This window comes from Corynebacterium sp. HMSC074H12 (genome assembly GCF_001813755.1).
GTDB classification, from domain to species: Bacteria; Actinomycetota; Actinomycetes; order Mycobacteriales; family Mycobacteriaceae; genus Corynebacterium; species Corynebacterium hiratae.
The window spans coordinates 142623-165810 of the sequence record NZ_KV813944.1 but is presented as its reverse complement, the minus strand read 5'-3'; the positions used below and the strand labels follow the sequence as shown (position 1 = coordinate 165810).

Annotated in this window: 17 protein-coding genes; 9 read left to right on the top strand and 8 right to left on the bottom strand. The window is 61.2% G+C overall.

The window, feature by feature from the left end:
- Positions 1 to 2 precede the first annotated feature (2 nt).
- The 4 genes from HMPREF2932_RS11670 (at position 3) to HMPREF2932_RS11655 (ending at position 2928) form a co-directional block, all read left to right on the top strand.
- Positions 3 to 197, top strand: coding sequence for an acyl-CoA carboxylase subunit epsilon (locus tag HMPREF2932_RS11670; protein WP_071410189.1), 195 nt, complete (start codon positions 3 to 5; stop codon positions 195 to 197).
- A 4-nt stretch (positions 198 to 201) separates the two neighbouring features.
- The gene (locus HMPREF2932_RS11665) at positions 202 to 792 is read left to right on the top strand and encodes a Maf family protein (RefSeq protein ID WP_046647025.1); all 591 of its coding nucleotides are present in this window, start codon (positions 202 to 204) and stop codon (positions 790 to 792) included.
- Positions 793 to 1106: 314 nt separating this feature from the next.
- On the top strand, positions 1107 to 2381 hold the full coding sequence (locus HMPREF2932_RS11660; RefSeq protein ID WP_071410188.1) for an MFS transporter: 1275 nt from the start codon (positions 1107 to 1109) through the stop codon (positions 2379 to 2381).
- A 130-nt stretch (positions 2382 to 2511) separates the two neighbouring features.
- Positions 2512 to 2928: a DUF3151 domain-containing protein gene (locus HMPREF2932_RS11655; protein WP_070511468.1), complete on the top strand. Its 417-nt coding sequence runs from the start codon at positions 2512 to 2514 to the stop codon at positions 2926 to 2928.
- Between the two features lie 250 nt (positions 2929 to 3178).
- Here HMPREF2932_RS11655 and HMPREF2932_RS11650 read toward each other — a convergent pair whose 3' ends face one another.
- Positions 3179 to 4480, bottom strand: a complete 1302-nt coding sequence (locus HMPREF2932_RS11650; RefSeq protein ID WP_071410187.1) for a DUF4282 domain-containing protein — start codon at positions 4478 to 4480, stop codon at positions 3179 to 3181.
- Positions 4481 to 4688: 208 nt separating this feature from the next.
- Entirely contained in the window at positions 4689 to 5747 is a 1059-nt protein-coding gene (locus HMPREF2932_RS11645; RefSeq protein ID WP_049154356.1) for a Cj0069 family protein, read from the bottom strand.
- 290 nt (positions 5748 to 6037) lie between these two features.
- Here HMPREF2932_RS11645 and HMPREF2932_RS11640 point away from each other — a divergent pair, with 290 nt between their 5' ends.
- The 3 genes from HMPREF2932_RS11640 (at position 6038) to HMPREF2932_RS11630 (ending at position 10299) form a co-directional block, all read left to right on the top strand.
- The gene (locus HMPREF2932_RS11640; RefSeq protein ID WP_070680428.1) at positions 6038 to 6898 is read left to right on the top strand and encodes a sulfurtransferase; all 861 of its coding nucleotides are present in this window, start codon (positions 6038 to 6040) and stop codon (positions 6896 to 6898) included.
- A 141-nt stretch (positions 6899 to 7039) separates the two neighbouring features.
- On the top strand, positions 7040 to 8812 hold the full coding sequence (locus HMPREF2932_RS11635; protein WP_071410186.1) for an ATP-binding protein: 1773 nt from the start codon (positions 7040 to 7042) through the stop codon (positions 8810 to 8812).
- A 929-nt stretch (positions 8813 to 9741) separates the two neighbouring features.
- Positions 9742 to 10299 (top strand): GNAT family N-acetyltransferase, encoded by a 558-nt coding sequence (locus tag HMPREF2932_RS11630; protein ID WP_070754599.1) that lies wholly within the window; start codon positions 9742 to 9744, stop codon positions 10297 to 10299.
- Between the two features lie 461 nt (positions 10300 to 10760).
- On the opposite strand, the gene HMPREF2932_RS11625 is transcribed toward HMPREF2932_RS11630, so the two are convergent.
- The 4 genes from HMPREF2932_RS11625 to prpD form a co-directional block, all read right to left on the bottom strand.
- Positions 10761 to 14192, bottom strand: coding sequence for a pyruvate carboxylase (locus tag HMPREF2932_RS11625; RefSeq protein WP_071410185.1), 3432 nt, complete (start codon positions 14190 to 14192; stop codon positions 10761 to 10763).
- 187 nt (positions 14193 to 14379) lie between these two features.
- Positions 14380 to 15528: a bifunctional 2-methylcitrate synthase/citrate synthase gene (locus HMPREF2932_RS11620; protein ID WP_071410184.1), complete on the bottom strand. Its 1149-nt coding sequence runs from the start codon at positions 15526 to 15528 to the stop codon at positions 14380 to 14382.
- 48 nt (positions 15529 to 15576) lie between these two features.
- Positions 15577 to 16509: a methylisocitrate lyase gene (gene prpB, locus HMPREF2932_RS11615; protein WP_071410183.1), complete on the bottom strand. Its 933-nt coding sequence runs from the start codon at positions 16507 to 16509 to the stop codon at positions 15577 to 15579.
- On the bottom strand, positions 16510 to 18021 hold the full coding sequence (gene prpD, locus HMPREF2932_RS11610; protein WP_049154344.1) for a 2-methylcitrate dehydratase PrpD: 1512 nt from the start codon (positions 18019 to 18021) through the stop codon (positions 16510 to 16512). It abuts the gene before it with no gap.
- A 169-nt stretch (positions 18022 to 18190) separates the two neighbouring features.
- Between prpD and HMPREF2932_RS11605 the strand changes: the two genes are divergently transcribed.
- Both HMPREF2932_RS11605 and HMPREF2932_RS11600 read left to right on the top strand, forming a co-directional pair.
- Complete coding sequence (locus HMPREF2932_RS11605) at positions 18191 to 19498, top strand: short-chain fatty acyl-CoA regulator family protein (RefSeq protein ID WP_071410182.1); 1308 nt, start codon at positions 18191 to 18193, stop codon at positions 19496 to 19498.
- A 124-nt stretch (positions 19499 to 19622) separates the two neighbouring features.
- Entirely contained in the window at positions 19623 to 20360 is a 738-nt protein-coding gene (locus HMPREF2932_RS11600) for an Ltp family lipoprotein (RefSeq protein ID WP_070516013.1), read from the top strand.
- Positions 20361 to 20408: 48 nt separating this feature from the next.
- Here HMPREF2932_RS11600 and HMPREF2932_RS11595 read toward each other — a convergent pair whose 3' ends face one another.
- Both HMPREF2932_RS11595 and HMPREF2932_RS11590 read right to left on the bottom strand, forming a co-directional pair.
- On the bottom strand, positions 20409 to 21833 hold the full coding sequence (locus HMPREF2932_RS11595; protein ID WP_070516015.1) for an NAD(P)H-quinone dehydrogenase: 1425 nt from the start codon (positions 21831 to 21833) through the stop codon (positions 20409 to 20411).
- 71 nt (positions 21834 to 21904) lie between these two features.
- Positions 21905 to 23086, bottom strand: coding sequence for a M20 family metallopeptidase (locus tag HMPREF2932_RS11590; RefSeq protein ID WP_070754603.1), 1182 nt, complete (start codon positions 23084 to 23086; stop codon positions 21905 to 21907).
- Positions 23087 to 23188: the final 102 nt, after the last annotated feature.

Below are 23188 nucleotides of genomic sequence, written 5' to 3'. Positions count from 1 at the left end.
CAATGACCGCTTCCCTGTTTACCGTTCTGCGCGGCAACCCCACCGACGCTGAGGTGGCGGCCCTATCCACGGTGCTCAGCCAGCTCGACTCTGAGGCGCGCGCCAAGGCCGCCGATACCCGCTCTGAGCGCGACCTGTGGGGACAGCCGGGTGACGTATTCAACCCGTCCGCCTTCCTCAACGTCCGCTACTACTAAGCGCATGCGCCTGGTTCTGGCCTCCCAGTCCCCCTCCCGCCTGTCCATCCTGCGGGGTGCGGGCGTGGAACCCGTCATCGCCCCGGCTCACGTGGACGAGCGCGCCATCGAGGAGCGCCTGGCGGGTGCTGAGCCCGCCGAGATCGTCTGCGCCTTGGCTGCTGCGAAGGCGGAGGCCATTGCTGCCGACTATCCCGAGGACGTCGTGGTGGGCGGGGATTCCATGCTGCTTCTCGACGGCTCCCTCCAAGGCAAACCCCACACCCCCGAGGCCACCGTGGAGCGCTGGCACGCGCAGGCCGGCCGCGCTGCGGAGCTCATCACCGGTCACTGCGTGCTCTACGGCGAGGAGCGCTTCGTTGAAGCCTCGCGCACGACGGTGCACTTTGCCCAGGCCTCGGACGCCGATATCGAGGCCTACGCCCGCACCGGCGAGCCGCTGGAATGCGCCGGCGCCTTTACCTTGGAAGCCCTCGGCGGCTGGTTCATCGACCGCATTGAGGGCGATCCTTCCTCCGTCATCGGGCTTTCGCTGCCGGTGCTGCGCCGCGCGCTGTATTCCTTTGGGCTCAACGTTTCCGGCTTCTGGGTTTAATCAAACCTATTGACTGGATTTTTAATCACCGATATTATGTGATTCACATTTCACTGCATGCGAGAGAAGGCGGAATTAGATCCTGCAATCTACAGGTTTTAAATCGCTTCAGGAACTCGCACAGAGCTTAAGTAAGGAATTTGGAGTACACCATGTCCTCATTGCTGCATCAGTAATTTCTATTTGACACACCGCTGCTTTCGACGGGTCAATATTTCACCGCCGAGAGAATTGTCTACCTCGAAAATCCGACGCTGGGTTCATGCTGCGCGCATGAGTTTCCAGTCGCGGTTGTCAAAACATAGAGAGAACCGATGCAAGATCACAATACTACTGGTGGAAATTTTTGGACTATTGTACGCAAGAGTCATCCCGATTACTTACGGTGGTTCTTCGCCGACACAACAAGCGCTTTGGGTTCATCCCTCATTGCCATCCCTGTTTCACTTGCGAGCTTCCACCTCACTGGAAGTCTAAGCCAAGCAGGTCTCATCGGAGCAGCAAGCTCAGCTGGCTCCTTGATCATGACCATCCCAGCCGGAATGATCATTGATCGCTTCGATAAGAAGAATCTGCTTCTCCTTTACGGCCTGAGTCAGATTGCTATCTGGTCTTCCTTTTCCCTCCTCCTCTGCCTGGGTAAATTCACCTTCATCTCCTTATTCTTCTTCAGCTTATTTGCTGGGATGATTACAGGCACCTTCGGAGGGCTAACCAATGCCATTCTGAGATTCATCATCCCAGAGAATCTACTTGTCCAAGCACAAGGCCGTAACCAAACTCGAGAGAACATTATCTGGATGGTGGGATTACCCTTGGGAGGCCTCCTTTACGGACTGGCGCCGGTTATTCCTTTTATAACGCAAGCCCTGTCAGGGCTTGGTCCCGTATATGCTTCAAGGAGCATCAATGCAAACCTAGGTGAAACAATCAGTGACCAGAAGTATTCATTTACAGAGTTCTGGTCCGATAGCAAATATTCTTTGGCTTGGATTTGGAAATATCCGGTGCTCCGGGCAATTTTCAGCATCGATTTATGCTCGAATTTTGCCAATTTTTTCCTCATCGCGTCCATAGATCTATGGTTGGCCTATCTTAAAGTTGATGGCTGGATAATCGGCTTAACTTCAACCATGTTTACCCTAGGCATGATTGTTGGAGGATTTTTTCAGGACCACCTCATCAAGCGATTACCTGGAAGAAACATAATCCGAGCAACCATGCTCTGGGAATTAATGTGGTACATATTTCTTCTCGTGTTTTCCCATTATTGGCCGCTGATCGCAATCGCAGCATTTTTCATCGTCATTCCCTCGATCGCATGTAACTCGTACTCTGGTGGACTACTTGCGTTATCTGCACCCCCTGAAAAGATAGGTAAGTGCTCGGCGGGAGCACGCCTGATGATGGGATTACTACCAATTATCGCCTCCGCCAGCGCAGGCGTTCTTCTTTCTGCAATTGGTTTTCAGGCAAGCATGGCACTATGTGTTATGTGCTCGGTTATCTCTTGCTTGATAGTGGCGGGTTCAGTCTTACGCGCACTACCTAAAGCAGCCGAGTTCAATTCCCTCCCAGTTCTCGAGTAACCCTTATGACGTATACGAACGCTTCAAAGCCTTCGCGGCGCCAGTCGGACCTCAGCCTTAGCCTCGACTAGTCGTATCCAAGCTCGCCCCCTCTGGTGGCCTCACTGCCACATGGCTAGAGTGGGGCGGCATGGAAATGAAAGACATGCTCGCTCCCCCACCCATCAATCTGCCCGCCGATCCGGGTGCTGACAGCACCGCTGATCTCACCGCGGGAATTGTCGCCCACCCAGATTCCCCGCTGCTCTGGGCGCTGCTGGCGGAGCAAGAACTAGACAAGAACAAGGGCGCTGAGCCCACCGCATTCATCACCGCCTACGCCTATGCGCGCACCGGCTACCACCGCAGCCTCGACCGCCTGCGCGGCAATGGGTGGAAGGGCTGGGGCCCTGTCCCCTTCTCTCACGAACCAAACCAAGGCGTACTGCGCGCGATTGCCGCACTGGGCCATGCCGCGAAGGCCATCGGTGAGGACGCAGAATATGACCGCATCCGCCAGATGCTCTCCGATGCCGACCCCGAGTGCGTCGCTACGCTACTGGATTAAGCACATGGTTCTAGTCACCTGGTTCTACTCAAAAGGTTTAGTTGGGGGCAAGTAAACCATCTAGGAGGCCACAGATGGTTTGTTTGGGGGCACATGAACCATCTGACCTGAACCATATGACTGAAACCAACTGTGGTGGCTACCGGAATTCTCAGACAGGCAGCCCCTCCTCCATGTAAAAATCCCGCGGACCTCACATTTGAGGCCGCGGGATTAGCGTGTCTGCGAAAAGCGCAGCTCGTGAGACTACCTATTCCTTATCGCTATCGCTATCCGCCTGAGAGACAAGGTCTCCGGTGTTCTGCGCGGTGCGGATGTTCGCCACGAAGAACTCCAAGATCAAGCGGAACTGAATGACGTAGAAAAGGAACGCGATTCCGCCACCGATGACAGCGCCAAGGAACGTCAAGAATCCGATGAGAAAGCTGTCAGCGAAAGCAAAGAAGGAGAAGAGGATCATTCCCGCCCATGCTGCCCCTGCCACGATGACGAGCAGCAGGTAGATGAAGGAGGAGAACTTCAGGGTGACGAAGTCATTGAAGGAGAAGTCAAACAACGCCTTGAAGAAGCCAGCGCCCTTGGAGGGGCTGCCGCCCTGTGAATTCTGCTGTGGGTAGTCCTGCTGCGGGGAGGCGGCAAAGGGCGAGTTGTTCTGCTGACCAAAGCCCTGCTGATCCTGCGTGCCGAAAGCCTGCTGTTCTTGGGCGCCGAAACCTTGCTGGCCTTGTGCCCCAAATCCTTGGTTCTGTTGGGGGTAGCCACCAAAGCCGGAGGTTGAGTGGGAAGCCGTGGTTCCAAAGCCCTCTCCCGACTGCTGACCAAAGCCATGGTCTTGGTGCGACTCCGACGGGGTGCCGTAGCCATAGCCCTGGTTAGAAAATCCCTGGCTGCCATAACCCTGGTTGTCGTAGCCCTGATTACCGTAGTTCTGGCCGCCATAGCTTTGGTTCGAGTTCACGGAGTCCGCAGCGTGATCAGCGCCAGCATTGTGAGCGCCAGCATTGTGATCGGTGCCAGCGTTGTGCTCGGCGCTGGAGTTCTGCGCCGCACCCGCGTCGCTGTCGGCATTGTAGGAGCCGTAGGAAGCGCCAAAGGTACCGTGAGAGGCTTGGGAATCCTGCCCGCCGAAGGTTTCGGAAGCAGGGGCAGAGGAGCTGGAAGTGTGCTCGGTGCCCGACTCCGTGCTGTTCTTCGTTGAATCATAGGCCGAGTCCGCGGCGGAATCGGAGGACGCATTAAAGCCCGAACCGGACGCGTCAAAGCCGCGATTCTCAGCATCCGGCTGCGCACCCTGGGGAGCGGAATAACCGAATCCAGACGAGTCGGCGGAGCCCTCGGAGTAGTCGCCGTATCCTGCCTGGCCACCCCAGCCGAAACCGGAGTTCGATGCCTGGCTACCCCACGCGGACGCAGCGTCATCGTTGCCTGACTGGGAGTTATCGTAACCGCCGAAGCTGCCGTAACCGTTGTTCCCGGCGTTCTCACCGCTGGAACCGTTGACGTGGTTATCGCTGTTATCGCCGTTCTCACCAAACTGGTTGGGGTTCGTCATTTTTCGTTAGACCTTTCGGAGAATCATCGAAATTCGCAGCGCGCTACAGCACTACACTGGCGTAATTTTTACCCCTCCGAACGTACCTGAGATCTCGCTCACCGGCAGCGCGGCTTGGGGAACACGCCCCAGAAAACGACAGTTCCCCCGCCGCAGGCGGGGGAACAATCACAAGCTTGTGCTCAAAGACTAGTGCGCAGCAACGCGCTTAGGCGTGCTTGGCCTCCACGCGCTTGATGGCCTCAGCAGCCACCTTCTCCTGGATGCCCATGTCCAGCTCAGAGGTGAAGCCCACGCAGGAGCAGTTGATTTCACCAAGGACGTAGGTGTCCTCGCCGTTCTCGCCGTCAGCCAGCATGAAGTCCGCGGTCCAGATCAGCGGGATATTGTCGCCACCGAGCTTCTCAGCGATGACCGGGCGGACCTCAGCGAACATGTCGACGAGCTCCTGCCACTCCTCCGGCTTCTGGTAGGTGTACTTGGCACCGGAGAACAGGGTGGCGGAGAAGGCGTCGCCGCCCTCAGCCGGCTTCTTGTGCACCACGAAGACCGGGTCCGGGCCCACCAGAAGAATGCGGATCTCGCCCTCAACAATGCGCGGCATGAAGCGCATGTCCACGAGCATGCCGTTGTCACCCACGATGTACTGGTCGCAGAAGTCCATGAACTCGCCGAGCTCGCGCTCCTCAGTGTGGTTGTCCACAGCCTCGGTGCACTTGATCTTGGTGTCGAGCGGCAGTGCGGTGCCCGGCTCGACGGACTCGGCCAGTTTCTCGTCGGCAAGGCGCACGCGCCAGATGCCGGAGCCGGTGGAGCCACGGTTCTGCTTGAGCACGCGCTCGCCGTAGGACAGCGAGGTCGGGAAGGTCTTGTGGAAGGACTCGACGTCGTAGTAAGCGGCGGTGTCAGCCGGAACCAGGTCCGTGTCATTGAGCTTGACCAGGGCGTCCTTGGCACCATAGGCCATCATCTCGTACGGGGTGGACATGCCGACCAGTCCGGCCTCGGACAGCTTGGTGAGCAGATCGAAGTAGCCCTTCTCACCGCCCGGGATGTTGCCCGGATTCACACGGGAGATGTAGGCATCGAAGTTCTCCGATACATACTCGAAGAGCTTCTCGGACCACTCAGGGCGGTAGAACACGACCTCGGCGTGCCAACCTGCATCCTTGATGCAGTCGACGATCGGCATGGTGTCCTTACGGTGTCCGTTAATCTGCTTATCGGATCCGCCCTCAACCTCGAAGACGACGATTGCTTTGTGCACAGTGATTCCCTTCCACTAGGGGGTTAGTGAGTGTCACTTCTTAAAATAACCCAGGTTGGACCCTCGCGCTCACCTAGAAAAGCACCCCCGAAAAGGCATAAAAAGCAAGCGTACCGCACTTTTTGGCCGCTGACCTGCACACTTGTTATAACCAGTGAACGTGCAGCAGCGCTAACTGCAGAAGAAATGTATCCAACACCACAAATACGCCTCCCCCGTGACCACATGTCCGCCCAGCACGCTAGAGTTGAACCGAACGTTCCCCCCTCAACGAGAAAGGCAGGTGGACCGTGGCCGAATTCGACCCGAATCCCCCTTTCCAGGAATACGCGCACCCTGAGCGCCTCGTGTCCGCACCGTGGCTGTCCGCGCGACTGGGCATCAACGGCCTCCACGTCATCGAGGTTGATGAGGACTCACTCCTCTACGACATCGGCCACATCCCCACCGCGATCCGCATCAACGTCCAAACTGAGCTGCTCGACAGCACAGCGAGGGACATTATCAGCGCAGAGGACTTCACCGCACTCCTCCGCTCCAAGGGTATTGAGCGCGACGATACCGTCGTCCTCTACGGCGACAAGTCCAACTGGTGGGCCGCTTTCGCGCTGTGGGTCTTCGAGCTCTACGGTCACGAGGACGTGCGGCTTCTCGACGGTGGACGGGACGCCTGGATGTCCGAAGAACGCGACACCTCCTTCATGGTCCCCGAGCCTTCTGCTTCCTCCTATCCGGAGGTTTCCCGCGAGGAATCCTCGCGCATTTTCGTCGACGAGCTGCGTGACTCCTCCGCCACGGTGGTTGACACCCGCAGCCCAGAGGAGTTCTGTGGCGAGGCCGCCCACAAGACCGGGGCCGGTGAGTCCGCCTACGGCACCACAATGACCCACGGCCACATTCCCGGCGCCATCAACCTCGAGTGGGACCGCGCGATTTACCCGAACGGCTGCTTCCGCGCGCTGAGCGAGTTGAAGGTCAACTACGGTGAGCTCGAGCCAGCAACGGAGACCGTCCTTTACTCCCACGTCGGAGCCCAGGCTGCGCACACCTGGTTCGTCCTCAAGTACCTGCTCGGATTCGAGGCACCCCGTGTCTACGACGGCTCGTGGGCAGAATGGGGCAACATGGTTCGCATGCCCGTTGAGCGCTAGCAACACGCCGATATAAGCCCGCATCCGCGCTGGTGCGGGTTTATTTTTTGACACGAAACCAAGATATGAAGGTATCCTCATGTTTTGGTGTGCAAGAATAGTACGCAGTCCTATCACAAATCATGGAGGAGGGTTCCTGCCGTGGCAGTTGAAACCAAGAACATCACCAAGGTCCTCGTGGCCAACCGCGGTGAGATTGCGGTCCGTGTTATCCGCGCGGCTCGCGACGCCAACATTGCATCCGTAGCGGTCTACGCCGAGCCCGATGCCGATGCCCCATTCGTCACGCTTGCCGACGAAGCCTTTGCACTCGGCGGCCAGACTTCCGCCGAGTCATACCTCGACTTCAGCAAGATTCTCGACGCCGCCTCCAAATCCGGCGCCGACGCCATCCACCCCGGCTACGGCTTCCTCTCCGAGAACGCCGAATTTGCTCAGGCCGTCATCGACGCCGGCCTGATCTGGATCGGCCCGTCCCCGGAATCCATCGCGGAGCTGGGTGACAAGGTCACCGCCCGCCACATCGCAGAGCGCGCTGATGCTCCTATGGCACCGGGCACCAAGGATCCCGTCGCCAGTGCAGAAGAAGTCGAAGCCTTCGCCGATGAGCACGGCCTCCCCGTTGCCATCAAGGCCGCCTTCGGCGGCGGTGGCCGCGGCATGAAGGTCGCGCACACCCGCGAGGAGATCAAGGACCTCTTCGAATCCGCCACCCGCGAGGCCGTTACCGCTTTCGGCCGCGGAGAGTGCTTCGTCGAGCGCTACCTGGATAAGGCCCGCCACGTCGAGGCCCAGGTCCTCGCCGACCAGCACGGCAACGTCGTCGTCATGGGCACCCGTGACTGCTCCCTGCAGCGCCGCTTCCAGAAGCTCGTCGAGGAGGCCCCTGCCCCCTTCCTTACCGATGAGCAGCGCGCCTCCATCCACGAGTCGGCCAAGCGCATCTGCCGCGAGGCCGGCTACTACGGTGCCGGCACCGTAGAATACCTCGTCGGTTCGGACGGACTCATCTCCTTCCTCGAGGTCAACACCCGCCTCCAGGTGGAGCACCCCGTTACCGAGGAGACCACCGGCTTCGACCTAGTGCGCGAGCAGTTCCGCATTGCTGAGGGCCGTGAGCTCTCTATCTCCGAGGATCCCGCCCCGCGCGGCCACGCCATCGAGTTCCGCATCAACGGCGAGGACGCCGCTGCAGGATTCATGCCGGCGCCCGGCACGGTTGTCACCTACTCCGAGCCTTCCGGCCCGGGCGTGCGCATGGACTCCGGTGTACGTGAAGGCTCCGTCATCGGCGGCCAGTTCGACTCCATGCTGGCCAAGCTCATCGTCTGGGGTCCGGATCGTGCCACCGCCATCGCGCGCGCACGCCGCGCCCTGGCCGAGTACCGCATCGAGGGTCTTCCCACCGTTATCCCCTTCCACCAGGCCATCCTCACCGATCCCGCCTTCACCGCCGAGGACGGCAACTTCACGGTCTACACCAAGTGGATCGAGGAAGAGTGGGTTAACGAGCTCCCCGCATACGTCGACCCCGCCGAAGCGCCCGAGGACGAAGAGCAGGAGGCTGCCCAGAAGTTTGTCGTCGAGGTGGGCGGCCGCCGTATCGAGGTGGCCCTGCCGGGCAACCTGCTCTTGGGCGGTGGTAGCAAGCGCAAGAAGTCGAAGAAGCGTCGTGGCAAGGGGGCGTCGGCAAGCGTGTCCGGTGACACCGTGACCGCACCGATGCAGGGCAGCGTCATCAAGGTCGCCGTCGAGGAAGGCCAGGAAGTGGAAGAGGGCGAGGTCGTCGTCGTCCTCGAGGCCATGAAGATGGAGAACCCCGTCAAGGCCCACAAGTCCGGCACCGTGACCGACCTCAAGGTATCCACCGGCACGCAGATCAACAAGGGCGAGCCGATTCTGGAGATCAAGTAGTTCGCTAACGCTTCCCTGCCGACAGAGAGCAGTACAAAACTGCTAGAAACCTTGCCTCGATTAGCACAGTTAATTACTCTATGACGTGATACCCCGGTGGAGCTCTGCTCTGGGTCACTGACCTGCTGAGTACTACTTACCGGGGTGCTGACTTGTCGCTCCGGGGGGATGCAGCAGTGGCGCATCAGGATAGCCAGTGGATTACGCAATGGCTCTCAACACCGCGCTGGGAGCCATTTCTTCATGCTGCTCATCAAGACGGCGAAGCCGCATTAGCACTATATGAATGGAACATCAGCGTCGCGATGGCATTTCTCCACGACGCCTCACACGCCGAAGTTCTGCTCAGAAACTCTTATAACACTGTTTTGGAACGGTGGTGGCTGGGGGACCAGCATTGGCTTATAGATCCCAAGTCACCAGTGAATGCACCTCTCCACCGAATGCGCGACGGAGTACAAATAGATTCGAACGATAAGAACCGGCAATCAATAGCGGAAGCTCTGCGACGCAATCATACGAAGCATGTCAGTCCAGGAGCTTTAGTCGCCGAGCTCCCCTTTGGATTCTGGCGCCACTTAACAGACGCAGCTCATGAGCAATTGTCATGAGCAATTGTTGTGGATTCCTGCGCTGCACAAGGCATTTGAGCCGCACACACGCCGCAAGGAAGTCGAACAACATCTAGCGCGAATCAATCGCGTCAGAAACCGCGCGGCCCACAATGAGCCATTCATAAGCTCACGACGTCGCAGGGAGGCTATTCACGCCTTCCGCTCGATCTTGAAAGTCGAGGAGTTACTGAACCCGCGAGTTACACGCCACACCACCGCCACGAGTACTCTTCTCTGGACCATAGAGAATCCACCAACGCCCCTCGAGCCACTCTGTGAGTAGCTAAATTCAGAGATCAAGTAGCCTCGAAAGGCATGAGCGTTAACGATTCCGAGTTCGGCGTACGGTTGGCCAAGGAGCACGACCGTACCTACCTCTCCCGCCTTCTTTTCCTCGCCGATGTCCTCGGTGACGAGGACGCCCATATCGGGGATTTCCACACGCCTGACGTGGGACTGTACATCGACGAATGGTCCCCGCACGTCGACGGCGGCGTCATCGCAGTCTCCAGCCACCGCGTTCCCGTCGGTGGTGCGTGGCTGCGCTACTACACCACTGAAGCGAAGGGTGCCGCCTACACCGGCAACCCCGAGGCAGATCCTTTTGATGAGTCCCAGTGGGCCACCGACCTCGACCCGGAGGAAATTCCCGAGCTCTTCATTGCTGTGGAGTCCCGCTACAGGGGCCTCGGCGCTGGACGACGCCTCCTGCGCAACACCTGCGACCTGGCCGAAGCCCAAGAGGCTCCTGCGGTATCGCTGTGGATTGAGCCGGAGAACAGCGGTGCCCGCAAGCTATATGAATCCGAAGGCTTCGTCGACATCGACGTCCCGGGCCGCCCGGATGCCCACGTGATGCTCAAGCGCTTCTAGTACCGCAAGCCGACAAAGGGTGTCGACTATACTCGACACCTTCGTCGGCGCGCCGACGGCAGCGCCAAGAGCGACGTTGCTCACCCGCCTATAACCTAGGTCGGGTCACAACGACCGTTTCCGTAGAACGCTGCACGTATCTTCGCGAAACGGATTACCTGCTTCGCACCCCTCGCAACGCACAACGTCTGCATGCCTCCATCGACGTGCTGGAGACATCTGCCAAAAGGCGTCTGGTAAAAGGCATCTGCCAAAAGGCGTTTTCACGGCTAAAAACGCCTTTTACTCATTGCAGATGGCGTTTTTGGACCCAAAGATGCCTTCTGCCAGATGCCTTTTAAGAGGGACGCCCTCCTGACTTAGGCCAATGCAGTGCGGAAAAATCCCACCCCCCCGCAGAAACCACCGGTGAGCAGCGCCAAGAATGACGCTGCTCACCCATCCACGACCTAAGTCGACTTTTAGTTGATAACGGCGATGAGGTCGCCGCCCTCCACCTTGGTGGCGGCGCCAATGGCGACTCGCTCGATGGTGCCATCCTTGGTGGCGGAGATGGAGGCTTCCATCTTCATGGCCTCGATGACGGCGATCTGGTCGCCGGCCTTGACCTCGTCGCCAGGCTTGGCGGTCGGGTTCACCACGCCGGCAAACGGTGCGGCCACGTGGCCTTCGTTAGACGGGTCAGCCTTCTCCACGGTGGCGACGGTAGACTCGACGTTGTTGTCGCGCACCTTGAGCGGGCGGATCTGGCCGTTGACGTTGAGCACGACGTTGCGGATGCCTTTCTCGTCCGGCTCGCCCATCGCGTCAAGACGCAAGGTAATGGGCTTGAGATCTGCACGGTCGTTGGAGCCCTCCGGGAAGTGGTGAACAATGTAGTCCTTACCTTCTTCCAGACCGTAGAAGAAGACGGTGTCCGTCAGCGCCTCGGTGTTGCCGTAGGTGCGGCGGAACTCGTTGAACTCTTCGAACTGCTTCGGGAAGAGCAGGCGGTTGAGGGAAGCACGGCGCTCGGTGGAATCATCCGAAGTCAGGTGTGCCTTCTCCTCTTCAGGGACGGGCTTGACGGTGACGTCGCCAGGCGCGCGGCCCTCCAGGACCTTGTCGCGCAGCGGCGGCCAGCCACCCGGAGGCGTACCGAGCTCACCGCGCAGGAAGGCGATGACGGAATCCGGGATGTCGTACTTGGTGGGGTTGGCCTCGAAGTCAGCTGGGTCCACGCCAGCACCCACGAGGTGCAGGGCGAGGTCACCAACCACCTTGGAGGACGGGGTCACCTTGGTCGGGCGGCCGAGCATCTCATTCACCGCAGCGTAGGTGTCCTCGATGATTTCGAAGCGGTCCTCCAAGCCCAGCGCGGTAGCCTGTGCGCGCAGGTTGGACAGCTGTCCACCCGGAATCTCGTGGCGGTACACGCGGCCGGTCGGGCCAGGAATTCCCTTCTCGAACGGATGGTAGAGCTGACGCACTGCCTCCCAGTAGGGCTCCAAGTCGGAGACTGCCTTGAGGGAGATACCGGTGTCACGCGAAGAGTTCGAGAACGCCGCGATGATGGCGGACAGCGAAGGCTGAGAGGTGGTTCCCGCCAGCGGTGCGGAGGCGCCGTCGACGATGTCGGCACCAGAAAGCGCTGCCGCGTAGTAGGTAGCCAACTGGCCACCGGCGGTGTCGTGCGTGTGCACGTGAACCGGCAGGTCGAATTCCTTGCGCAGAGCCATAACCAGCTTGGATGCGGACTCCGGACGCAGCAGGCCCGCCATGTCCTTGATAGCCAGGACGTGGGCACCGGTGTTGACGATCTCTTCGGCCAGCTTGAGGTAGTAATCCAGCGTGTAGAGCTTCTCATCCGGGGAGCACATGTCACCGGAGTAGGCCATGGCAACCTCGGCCACGGTGGTGTTGGTCTCCAGGACGGCGTCGATAGCCGGGCGCATCTGGGTGACGTCGTTCAGCGCATCAAAGATGCGGAAGACATCCACGCCGGACTTGGCAGCCTCCTGCACGAAGCCGGTGCACACATCGTTGGAGTACGGCGAATAACCCACGGTATTGCGGCCGCGCAGCAGCATCTGGATGTTCTGGTTTGGCATAGCCTCGCGCAGCAGGTCCAGGCGGACCCACGGGTCCTCCTTGAGGAAGCGCATGGCCACGTCGTAGGTGGCGCCACCCCATGCCTCCACGGAGTAGAGTTCCGGGGTCATGCGGGCCACGGCTTCCGCCGCGGTGACCAGAGCAGTGCCGCGTACGCGGGTGGCCAGCAGGGACTGGTGAGCATCGCGGAAGGTGGTATCGGTGACGGCCAAGGCGTCCTGCTTGCGGATCTTCTCCGCCCACTTCTTCGGGCCCAGCTCCAGCAAGTCGTCACGGGAACCGCGCGGCAGCTCGGAGTTAAAGTCCAGACCCGGCAGCTTATCGAAGGGACGCAGGGTGGTCGGGCGCTCGCCATTCGGCTTGTTGACAGTCACGTCCGCGATGTAGTCGATGATGCGGCCAGATTCGTCCACGGCCGGCGGGGCCTTCAGCAGGTCCGGGTGCTCCGGAATGAAGCTGGTGTCCACGCGGGTGTTGACGAAGTCCGGCTCACGCAGCAGAGCGCGCAGGAAGCCGATGTTGGTGGCCACGCCGGCCACGGTGAACTCGTTGAGCGCGCGCTGCGCACGTGCCACGGCTTGTTCAAAGTTGACACCACGGCAGGTCATCTTCACCAACAGGGAGTCGAAGTTCGGCGAGATCTCCGCACCGACGGCCGTTGCACCGTCGAGACGCACGCCCGCGCCGCCCGGCGAGCGGTACTGGGTCAGCGTGCCGGTATCCGGGCGGAAGCCGTTGGAGGGATCCTCAGTGGTGATACGGCACTGCAGCGCCGCGCCGGTGATGTGGATATCCTCCTGCTTGAGGCCCAGCTCCTCCAGGGAGAGGCCCGCGGCAATCTGCATCTGGGACTTCACGATGTCCACGCCCGTGACCTCCTCGGTCACAGTGTGCTCAACCTGCACGCGCGGGTTCATCTCGATGAAGACGTGGTTGCCCTTTTCATCGACGAGGAACTCGACGGTACCGGCGCCTTCGTAGTTGATGTGCTCGCAGAACTTCACGGCGTCCGCGCAGATGCGGTCACGCAGCTCCGGGTCCAGCGTCGGTGCCGGGGCAATCTCCACGACCTTCTGGTGACGGCGCTGCACGGAGCAGTCGCGCTCGTACAGGTGCATGACGTTGCCCTGGGAGTCAGCCAGAATCTGCACCTCAATGTGCTGCGGGCGAATCACCGCGGTCTCGAGGTAAACATTGCCATCGCCGAAGGCGGCCTCCGCCTCGCGGGAGGCCTCAGCGCACTTGGTCTTCAGCTCCGCCTCGTTCTCAATGAAACGCATGCCGCGGCCACCGCCGCCGGCCACGGCCTTCACGAAGACTGGGAACTCAAAGTCCTTGGCGTATTCCGCCAGTTCGTCGACGTCCGTCGAGGGCTTCGAGTCCTTCAGAGTCGGCAGCCCTGCTTCCTCGGCTGCGGCCACTGCAGCGGCCTTGTCACCGGTCAGGTCCAAGGTCTCGGCGGTGGGGCCGATGAATTTAATGCCGTTGTCGCGGCACGCGCGGGCCAAATCAGCACGCTCCGAAAGGAAGCCATAACCCGGGTAAATGGCGTCCGCACCGGACTTCTTGGCGGCGCGAATCACCTCATCGATATCGAGATAAGCCTTAACCGGCTGACCCTCAGTACCAATACGCACGGCCTCGTCCGCGAAGGCACGGTGGAAGGAGTTGCGGTCTTCCTTGGGATAAATTGCAACGGTCTTGGAACCGACCTCAAAGGCGGCGCGGAAGGCACGCACGGCAATCTCACCGCGGTTGGCCACCAAGATCTTAGAGAAGGACTTGTGGGCGGTATCAGGCACTAGGAGTGATCCTTTCAGATAGGAACAATACGAAGACAAGGATAGTGTCCGAGGCGACAACGCGGGCGAGAATCGACATATAGGTCAACAGAAATCCACACGCTGCACATAAGTCGGACAAAGAAGAAACCAGCGCACAGGAAGAAATTTTCGTGCGCTGGTTGTGCTCTGATTAGTTCCGCTTCTCTTAGATCTGCTTCGGCGGAACGGAGCGCTGCTCCTTGCCGTTGTAGGCAGACAGCGGGCGGATGAGGGAGTTGTTCTCGTTCTGCTCCACGATGTGTGCGGTCCAGCCGGTGATGCGGGCCATCACGAAGATCGGGGTGAAGAACTCGATGTCGAAGCCCAGGATGTGGTACGCGGGACCAGCCGGGAAGTCCAGGTTCGGCTGAATCTTAATGGAGGTGTTCTCGTACATGGTCTTCGCCATGTTTTCGTACATCTCCACCCACTGCTCCTGGCCGTGGTCCTTGGCCAGCTCGCGGAAGGCGGCCTCCATGGTCGGAACACGGGAGTCACCGTTCTTGTACACGCGGTGGCCGAAGCCCATGACGAGCTCCTTGTTCTTGAGCTTGTTCAGCGTCCACTCCTCTACCTTGGCGGGGTCACCGACCTCGAGGAAGTTCTTCATCACGGCCTCGTTCGCACCACCGTGCAGCGGGCCCTTCAGGGCGCCGATAGCTGCGGTAACCGCGGAGTAGGTATCGGACATCGTGGAGGTCACTACGCGGGCGGCGAAGGTGGAGGCATTGAAGGAGTGCTCGGCGTAGAGGATGAGGGACTTATCAAAGGCCTCGATATCGGAGCGCGACAGGGCCGGCGAGCCGTCCTCTTCGCCAAAGACCATCCACAGGAAGTTCTCCGCAAAGCCCTTCTTGCGGGAAGGCTCAATGTAGCCCTCACCGCGGCGACGGCGGATATCGAGCGCGACGATGGTCGGCAGCTTCGCCATGAGCTCCAGCGCGGTGCGGCGGATGTGCTCAGAATCCTTGGTGTACTCCTCCGGGTCCTGGGAACCGATGAAGGAGACCGCGGTACGCAGAACGTCCATCGGGTGGCAGGACTTCGGCATGGAGGTGATCAGATCGATGAGGTGGCGGTCCAGGTGGCGCAGCGCCTTCTCACGAGCGGAGAAGCGGACCAGCTCATCCTGGGTCGGCAGCTCGCCGTTCCACAGCAGGTAAGCAACTTCCTCGAAGGAGCAGTAGCGGGCCAGCTCCTGGACCGGGTAGCCACGGTAGGTCAGGGAGTTGGTCTCCGGAACGACCTTGGAAACAGCGGTCTCGTCGACGACAACGCCGTACAGGCCCTTGCGGATCTCTGGGGTTTCAGACATGGTGTTTCTCCTTAAGTGCGGGTTGGTGTGAGTTCTGGAAGGTGGGGTTTAGTCAAAGGTGGGCTTGTAGCTGTCCTTGGAGTACGTGAACACGCTCTGGTCGAAGGCGTTGTACTCGTCGTAGCGCACCAGCTCGTAGAGGCGGGAGCGGTGCTGCATGCGCTCGAGCCACTCCTCGGATTGCAGGCCGGTTTCCTGCATGTCGCGGAGGAACTCTTCGGTAGCACCCATGGCCACGCGCAGGGTGGATACCGGCCAGATGACGGCGTTATAGCCCAACTCCTCGATGCGCTTGGCGGACAGCAGCTCGGTCTTGCCGAACTCCGTCATGTTGGCCAGCAGCGGGGTGTCCACGGCGGCGCGGAACTTTTCGAAGTCCTCCGGCGAGTACAGGGCCTCGGTGAAGATGAGGTCAGCGCCGGCGTCGGCGTAGGCCTTGGCGCGCTCGATGGCCTCATCGATGCCGTGGATGCCGGCGGCGTCGGTACGGGCACAGATGATGAAGTTCTCATCGCGGCGCTCGTTGACCGCGGCGGTGATGCGGCGAACCATGAGATCCGTCGGCACCACTTCCTTGCCATCGAGGTGGCCGCAGCGCTTCGGGTTGACCTGGTCTTCTAGGTGGCAGCCGGCCAGGCCAGCGTCCTCCAGCGCGGCAACCGTGCGGGCGGCGGACATAGGTTCGCCGAAGCCCGTGTCGGCGTCGACAAGCACCGGCAAGTCCGTGGCGCGGGCGATGTGCCCGGCGCGCTGCGCTACCTCGGTCAACGTGGTCAGTCCAATGTCCGGGAGACCCAAGTCATTAGCCAGCACCGCGCCGGAGACGTAGACGCCGCCGAAGCCACCGAGATCCTGGATAAGGCGCGCGGTCAGCGGGTTGAAGGCGCCCGGCAGCGTGGTGATTTCCGGTGCATTTAGCGCCTCGCGGAAGCTCTTGCGCTTGTCTGCGTTGCTGATAGTGGAGCCAAATAGGCCAGCCATTTAGAACAGTCCCTTCGGAGTCTCGGGTGCGGTGGCGATAGCCTCGTCGGTGAGGCGAACGTTGAGTTCGTTCAGGTCGGTGAGGTTCTCCAGGTTCTGCGCGGCAGCGAGGAAACGCTCCTGCTCCTCCTCCGAGACCTTGCCGGCGGCGAGCTTCTTGAACTTGTTGATGTATTCCTCGCGGCCAAAGGGGCGGGCGCCGAGCGGGTGGGCGTCGGCCACCGCGCGCTCATCCTCAATCACGGTGCCGTCCTTGAAGGTGATGACGGCCTTGCCGCCGAAAGCCTTCTCATCCAGGTCGTTGGAGTGGTAGCGGCGAGTCCACTCCGGGTCCTCGACGGTGGAGATCTTGTGCCACAGGTCGATGGTGTCCTGGCGGTGCTTGCGCTCGTCGGCGTAGGAGGTCTCGTAGTCCCACTCGCCGTCTTGGAGGGCCACGGCGAAGATGTACATGATGGAGTGATCCAGGGTCTCGCGGGAGGCGTTCGGGTCCATCTTCTGTGGGTCGTTGGCGCCGGTACCGATGACGTAGTGGGTGTGGTGCGAGGTGTGCAGGACGATGGACTCGATGTCCTCGGTCTTCAGTCCCTTCTCCGCGAGCGTCTTCTTAAGTGCAAAGGCCATATCGATCGGGGCCTGCGCCTGGTACTCCGCGGAGTGCTCCTTGGTGTAGGTGTCCAGGATGGCGCGCTTGGGCTCCCCGTCCCCCGGAAGGGGGACGGTGTAGGTGCGCTCCGGGGAGTGGAGCATCCAGGCGATAAAGCCGTCCTCACCTTCCCAAATCGGGGCTGGGGCGCCCTCGCCACGCATGGAGCGATCCACTGCCTCGATGCCCATCTTGCCGGCAAAGGCCGGTGCATAAGCCTTCCAAGAGGAAATGAGACCCTTGCGGGACTGGCGGGTAGCGGTGGTGGTGTGTAGCGCCTGGCCGATGGCCTGGTAGATGGTCTCGACGTCGAGTTTCAGCATGGTGCCGAGGCCCGCGGCGACGGAGGGGCCGAGGTGCGCCACGTGGTCGATCTTCCACTCGTGGAGGCAGATGCCCTTAACCAGGTTGACCTGGATTTCATAGCCGGTAGCCAGGCCGCGGATGAGGTCCTTGCCGGTCAGGCCCTTGTGCTGTGCCACGGCCAGAATCGGCGGGATGTTATCGCCCGGGTGGGAGTAATCGGCGGCGAGGAAGGTGTCGTGGTAGTCCAGCTCGCGCACGGCAGTGCCGTTGGCTAGGGCTGCCCACTCGGCGGAGTATGCGCCGTCCACGCCGAAGATGGTGGCGCCGCCTTCCTGCACCGGGTGGGCCTGCGCAATAACGCGGGCGGAGGTAACCGGGCGGCGCGTTGCGGAAGCGACGGCCACGGAAGCGTTATCGATGATGCGGTTGATGATCATCTCGGTGGTCTCGGCCGGAACCTCGACGGGATCGGCGGCTACCTTGGCGATCTTGTAGGCGAGGTGCTCTTCGATGGGAAAGTTCTCGGCGGACTTGTGTGTACGTACTTCGTGGTTAATCAAAGGGGTTCTCCTCCTGAACAAGAACAACGATTGCGATAGGCATCACACTAACCCCAGCCCGTGCGCCCTGCCACATGTGTAAACTGTGACTATCTGTTGCAGGGATTTGCGTTACTTGCAAAACTTGTGGAATCCCCAGGCAGGAAGGCTTTTTAGGAGGAAACAGACGGTGACCAAGCACTACGCGGGGGCGAGAATCCACGCATTACGCAAGGAACGCCACCTCACGCAAGCCGCCATGGCGAAGCAGCTGGGGCTATCCACCAGCTATCTCAATCAGTTGGAAAATGACCAGCGCCCGCTCACCGTCACCGTCCTCATGCAGCTGACCCAACGCTTCGGCATTGATGCCACCTACTTCGCTGGGGACCGTGACCTGCGTGCGCTCGCCGAGCTGCGCCAACTCTTCCCTGAAGCCTCCGAAGCCACCCTTACTGACCTCAGCGGGCGCTTCCCCGAACTTCTGCCCCGGCTTGTCGACGCCGCCGCGCACACCCCCGCCGAACCCGGCCCTTTCGAAGCGGTCCGCGACTTCTTTTACGACGCGCACAACTACGTCCACAGTCTCGACATCGCTGCCGAGGAGCTTTCCGATTCGCTCGGGGACCGAGTTCTGCGCCGCGGGCGCTTGGCTTCCGTCCTGCAAGATGAGTTCGGCGTTACGACGCGATTTTCCTCCTCGTCCCCGCGCCGACGCACCTTCCACAACCGGGAGCTGCACCTGCGCGCGGGCCTTACGGAATCCCAGCTGGTTTTTGAGATGGCGCTCCAGTACTGCCTGCTGGCCTACCCGGAGCACTGCGCGGAACTCGTCGCCGAATTACCCGGCGAGGAAGCGCAGACCATTGGCACGCTGGGCCTCGCGCAGTACTTTGCCGCCGCCGTGACCATGCCTTATACCCAGTTCCTCGCCACCGCGGAGGAAACGCGCTATGACATCGACGTCATCGCGACGGCCTTTGGCACTGGTTTCGAAACCACCGCGCAGCGCTTGGCGACGCTACAGCGACCCGGCCACCAAGGTGTTCCCTTCTCCTTCATCCGCACCGACCGCGCAGGCAATATCTCCAAGCGCCAGTCCTCCACCGCTTTCCACTTCGCCCGCAGCGGCGGCTCCTGCCCGTTGTGGGTCGTACACCGCGCCTTCGAAACTCCCAATCGCATCACGCGCCAGGTGGCCTCGATGCCTGATGACCACACCTACCTGTGGATTGCGCGCTTCGTCCAAGGCCAGGCCCAGGCCTGGGGCACGCCACGCAAGGAATTCGTCGTGGGTTTAGGCTGCGATATCGCACAGGCGGATCGCGTGGTCTACGCGGACGCGCTCAACCTCTCCCCTTCCGAGGCGACCCCCATCGGCCCCGGCTGCGCCGCGTGCCCGCGCCCGGCGTGCCCACAGCGTGCTTTCCCACAGGCAAGCCGGCCCGTCAGCCTCGACCTCAATGCCACGCCGGTGACGGCATACGCCACCTCGTAGTTTTCATACCTTTCGCTTACGCATTCGAACCCGCCACGGCCATGTCCGCAGCGCCTGCCATGATGAACCTTGTTCGGCACCACGCCGAGTTCTCTTCACTCACCTACGCAGGAGGTTCTCTCTCATGTCCAACCCTTATGCAGCTCCCCAGTTCTCCCCGGAGCCAACCCCAGAGCAGGCAGCACCGAAGAAAAAGAAGAAAGGCGGCTGCCTCAAGTGGGGCGCGGGTGCAATCGCGGTATTGGTGCTCGGCAGCGCCGCACTCAATGCGGGTTCTGACGGCGATGACCCAGCCAACACCGCCGCACCGGAGCCAAGCACAAGCATCACGGCCGTCGATATCAACAACGCCGCAGCTGACGTGGAGTCCGCCGCAGGCGATACTGGCAGCGATGACAACGCCGTGCCCACGGAACACAAGAATGCTCTGCGCGCGGCGAAGCGCTATGTGGACTTTTCCGCCTTCTCCGAGGCTAAGCTCTATGACCAGCTCACGAGCGAATACGGCTCGCAATTCTCCCCGGAGGCGGCGCAATACGCCATGGATCAGCTCGATGTGGACTGGAACGCCGAGGCTCTCGAGTCCGCCGAACACTACGTGGACTTCGCCGCTTTTTCCAAGGCCAAGCTCTATGACCAGCTGACCTCCGAGTACGGAGAGAAGTTCACACCGGAACAGGCGCAGTACGCCGTCGACACGGTAAATGCTGATTGGATGGCCGAAGCCGTCGAGGCAGCGGAAAACTACCAGGAGATGATGCCGATGTCCGGCCCGGCGCTGCTCGATCAGCTCACCAGCGAGTACGGCGAGAAGTTCACCATGGAAGAAGCCCAGCATGCCGTGAGCACACTGGGCTTATAAATCCGAGCCGAAGCTAAATCAGACCCGGGTCTGATTTACTCGCGGTCGTTATTCAAGGTCGTCGTGGGCGACAAGGCGGCGGGCCGCCTCCGTGATCGTGCCGGACAGGGACGGGTAGACCGCGAAGGAATCCGCCAGCTGGTTCACCGTGAGCTGGTTGGTCACCGCCACGGCGATGGGAAGGATGAGCTCGGAGGCAGTCGGCGCGACGATAACGCCGCCGATGACACGGCCGGAGGTAGCGCGGCAGAAGAGCTTAACGAAGCCATGCTGCAGGGAGCGCATCTTGGCACGTGGGTTGGTGTTCAGCGGCATCATGATGGTGCGGGCGGCGACCTCACCGGCCTCAATCTCCGCCTGGGTAAAGCCCACGGCAGCGATCTCCGGGCGGGTAAACACGGCGGTTGCCACGGTCTTCAAGCGCAGCGGGGACACCCCCTCACCCAGGGAGTGGTACATGGCGATGCGGCCCTGCATTGCCGCAACGGAAGCCAGCGGGAACAGATCGGAGCAATCGCCGGCGGCATAGATGCCGGCCACGTTGGTGCGGGAGACGCGGTCAACCTCAATGTGACCGGACGGCGTGGTGGCCACACCAACGTGCTCCAAGCCGAGGTTCTTGGTATTCGGGATAGAACCGATGGACATGATGACGTGGGAGCCGTGGATCTCGCGGCCATCCTGGGTTTTGACCACGACGTTGCCGTCTTCTGTACGGGAGACCGTCTCCACGCGGCAGTTCTTCTCCAGCTCCACGCCGCGCTCAGCCAACACGGTCTCGAGGACGTCGGCAGCGTCGGCGTCATCGTGCGGCAGAATGCGGTCGCGGGACGCCACCATGGTCACGCGCACGCCCATCTCCGCGAAAGCAGAAACGAACTCCGCACCGGTCACACCGGAGCCCACCACGATGAGGTGCTCCGGCTCCTCCTTGAGGTCATAGACCTGCTGCCAGGTGAGGATGCGCTCGCCGTCCGGCTGCGCGCCCGGCAGGATGCGCGGGGTGGCACCGGTAGCAACGAGGACGAGGTCCGCGTCGAGGGTCTCAGTGGTGCCATCCTTGTGGGTGACGTCGATCTTGTGCGCTGCCCCCTTCACACCGTGCTGGTCCTCGGAGAAGGCAGCGCGCCCATCGATGACCTTGACGCCGATCTTCTCTAGGCCCGCGCGCACGTCGCGGGACTGGTTAGCAGCCAGCGCCTGCACACGGCCGTTGAGGGCCTCCAGGCTCAGCTGCAGCGAGCCGAGCTGGTGGTTCAGGCCCATATCATCCGCGCGGCGGAAGTCGGTGCGAATGTTGGCGCCAGCGATGAAAGACTTCGAGGGCACGCAGTCCAAGAGAACGGAGGAGCCACCCGGGCCCTGTTCCTCAACCAACGTAATGTGCGCGCCGTACTTGGCGCCGGCGGTCGCAGCCTCGTAGCCTGCGGGGCCACCGCCGATAATTACGATGCGGGGGGCTTCCTGTGACACTGTCGCTCCTTTTTAAAATTCTGCCTATAAGAACTCTGGGAAATCCTTGTCACAGTGTAGTGCTTAGGCGCTTAATCCTCCACGTTGGCGAACTGTTCTGCTACGGAACCAAAGAGTTTGACACCCACGCCGATGGCCCGTTCATCAGGCGCCAAATCACCCATGTGGAGATCGTGCTGCTCTCCTTCACCAGACCAGCAGCCCAAACGGGCCATGGAGCCGGGAACCTTCTCTAGGTACCACGAGAAGTCTTCGCCGCCCGAGGACTGCGGGGCCTGAACCACGGCTTGCGGGTCGATGGCCTGGGCAGCGCTGGCGAGGAGGGCGGTGGAGACGTCGTCGTTAAGCACGGGCGGAACCCCACGGTGATAGACCAACTCGTGCTCGACCCCCAAGGGCGCTAGCACCTGCTCGACGAGCTCGGAGAAGAGCTGCTGCATGTCGCGCCAAATGCCAATGTCCGCCGTGCGCATCGTGCCGGACACAGAGCCGGTCTCGGGAATCGCGTTCGGGGCATAACCCGAATTCACCTGGCCAAACACCAAAACGGTGCCGGTGCGCGGATCGACGCGGCGCGAGAGCAAGCCCGGCAGGTCCGTCAGCAGCTTGCCCAGCGCATAGACGACGTCCGCCGACAAATGCGGGCGCGAGGTGTGCCCGCCCGGGCCGGAGACGTTGATTTCCACGACATCGGTGGCCGAGGTGATCGCCCCGGCGCGGACGCCGATGCGCCCGACGCGCAGCTTCGGTTCCACGTGGACGGCGAAGATGGAGTTCACACCTTCGAGCGCGCCCCACTCGATAACGTCGGTGGCACCGCCCACCCACACCTCTTCAGCGGGCTGGAAGATAACACGAACACCGAAATCCAGCGGATGCTCGCGGTTGAGGTCCGCCAAGGCGCAGGCCGTAGCAAGGGCGATGGTGGTGTGCATGTCGTGCCCACACGCATGCATGACGCCGGGCACCTCGGAGGTGTATTCGAGGCCGGTGACCTCAGTGACGGGAAGCGCGTCGATGTCGGCGCGGAAGGCCAAGCGCCCGAGTTCCGTATCGGGACCAATGTCCACCATGAGGCCGGTTTCGGGGAAAAGCTGTGGCTCCAAGCCGTACTCGCGCAGGGTGCGGGACAGGAAGCGGGTGGTTTCCACTTCGTTATTGGAGGTCTCCGGGTGGCGGTGGATATGGCGGCGCCACGCGATGACCTCCGCGCGGTGGTTGCTGAACCACTCACTGACGTAGTCCGAGATCACTGCTTCCTCCTCCGTGGTTTCCTATTGGGAAGAGTCTACAACTAGACCATGCGGTTCAGTTAGTCGGGCAGGTCACGCGCCAGATATACTGAGCGGTCTGCC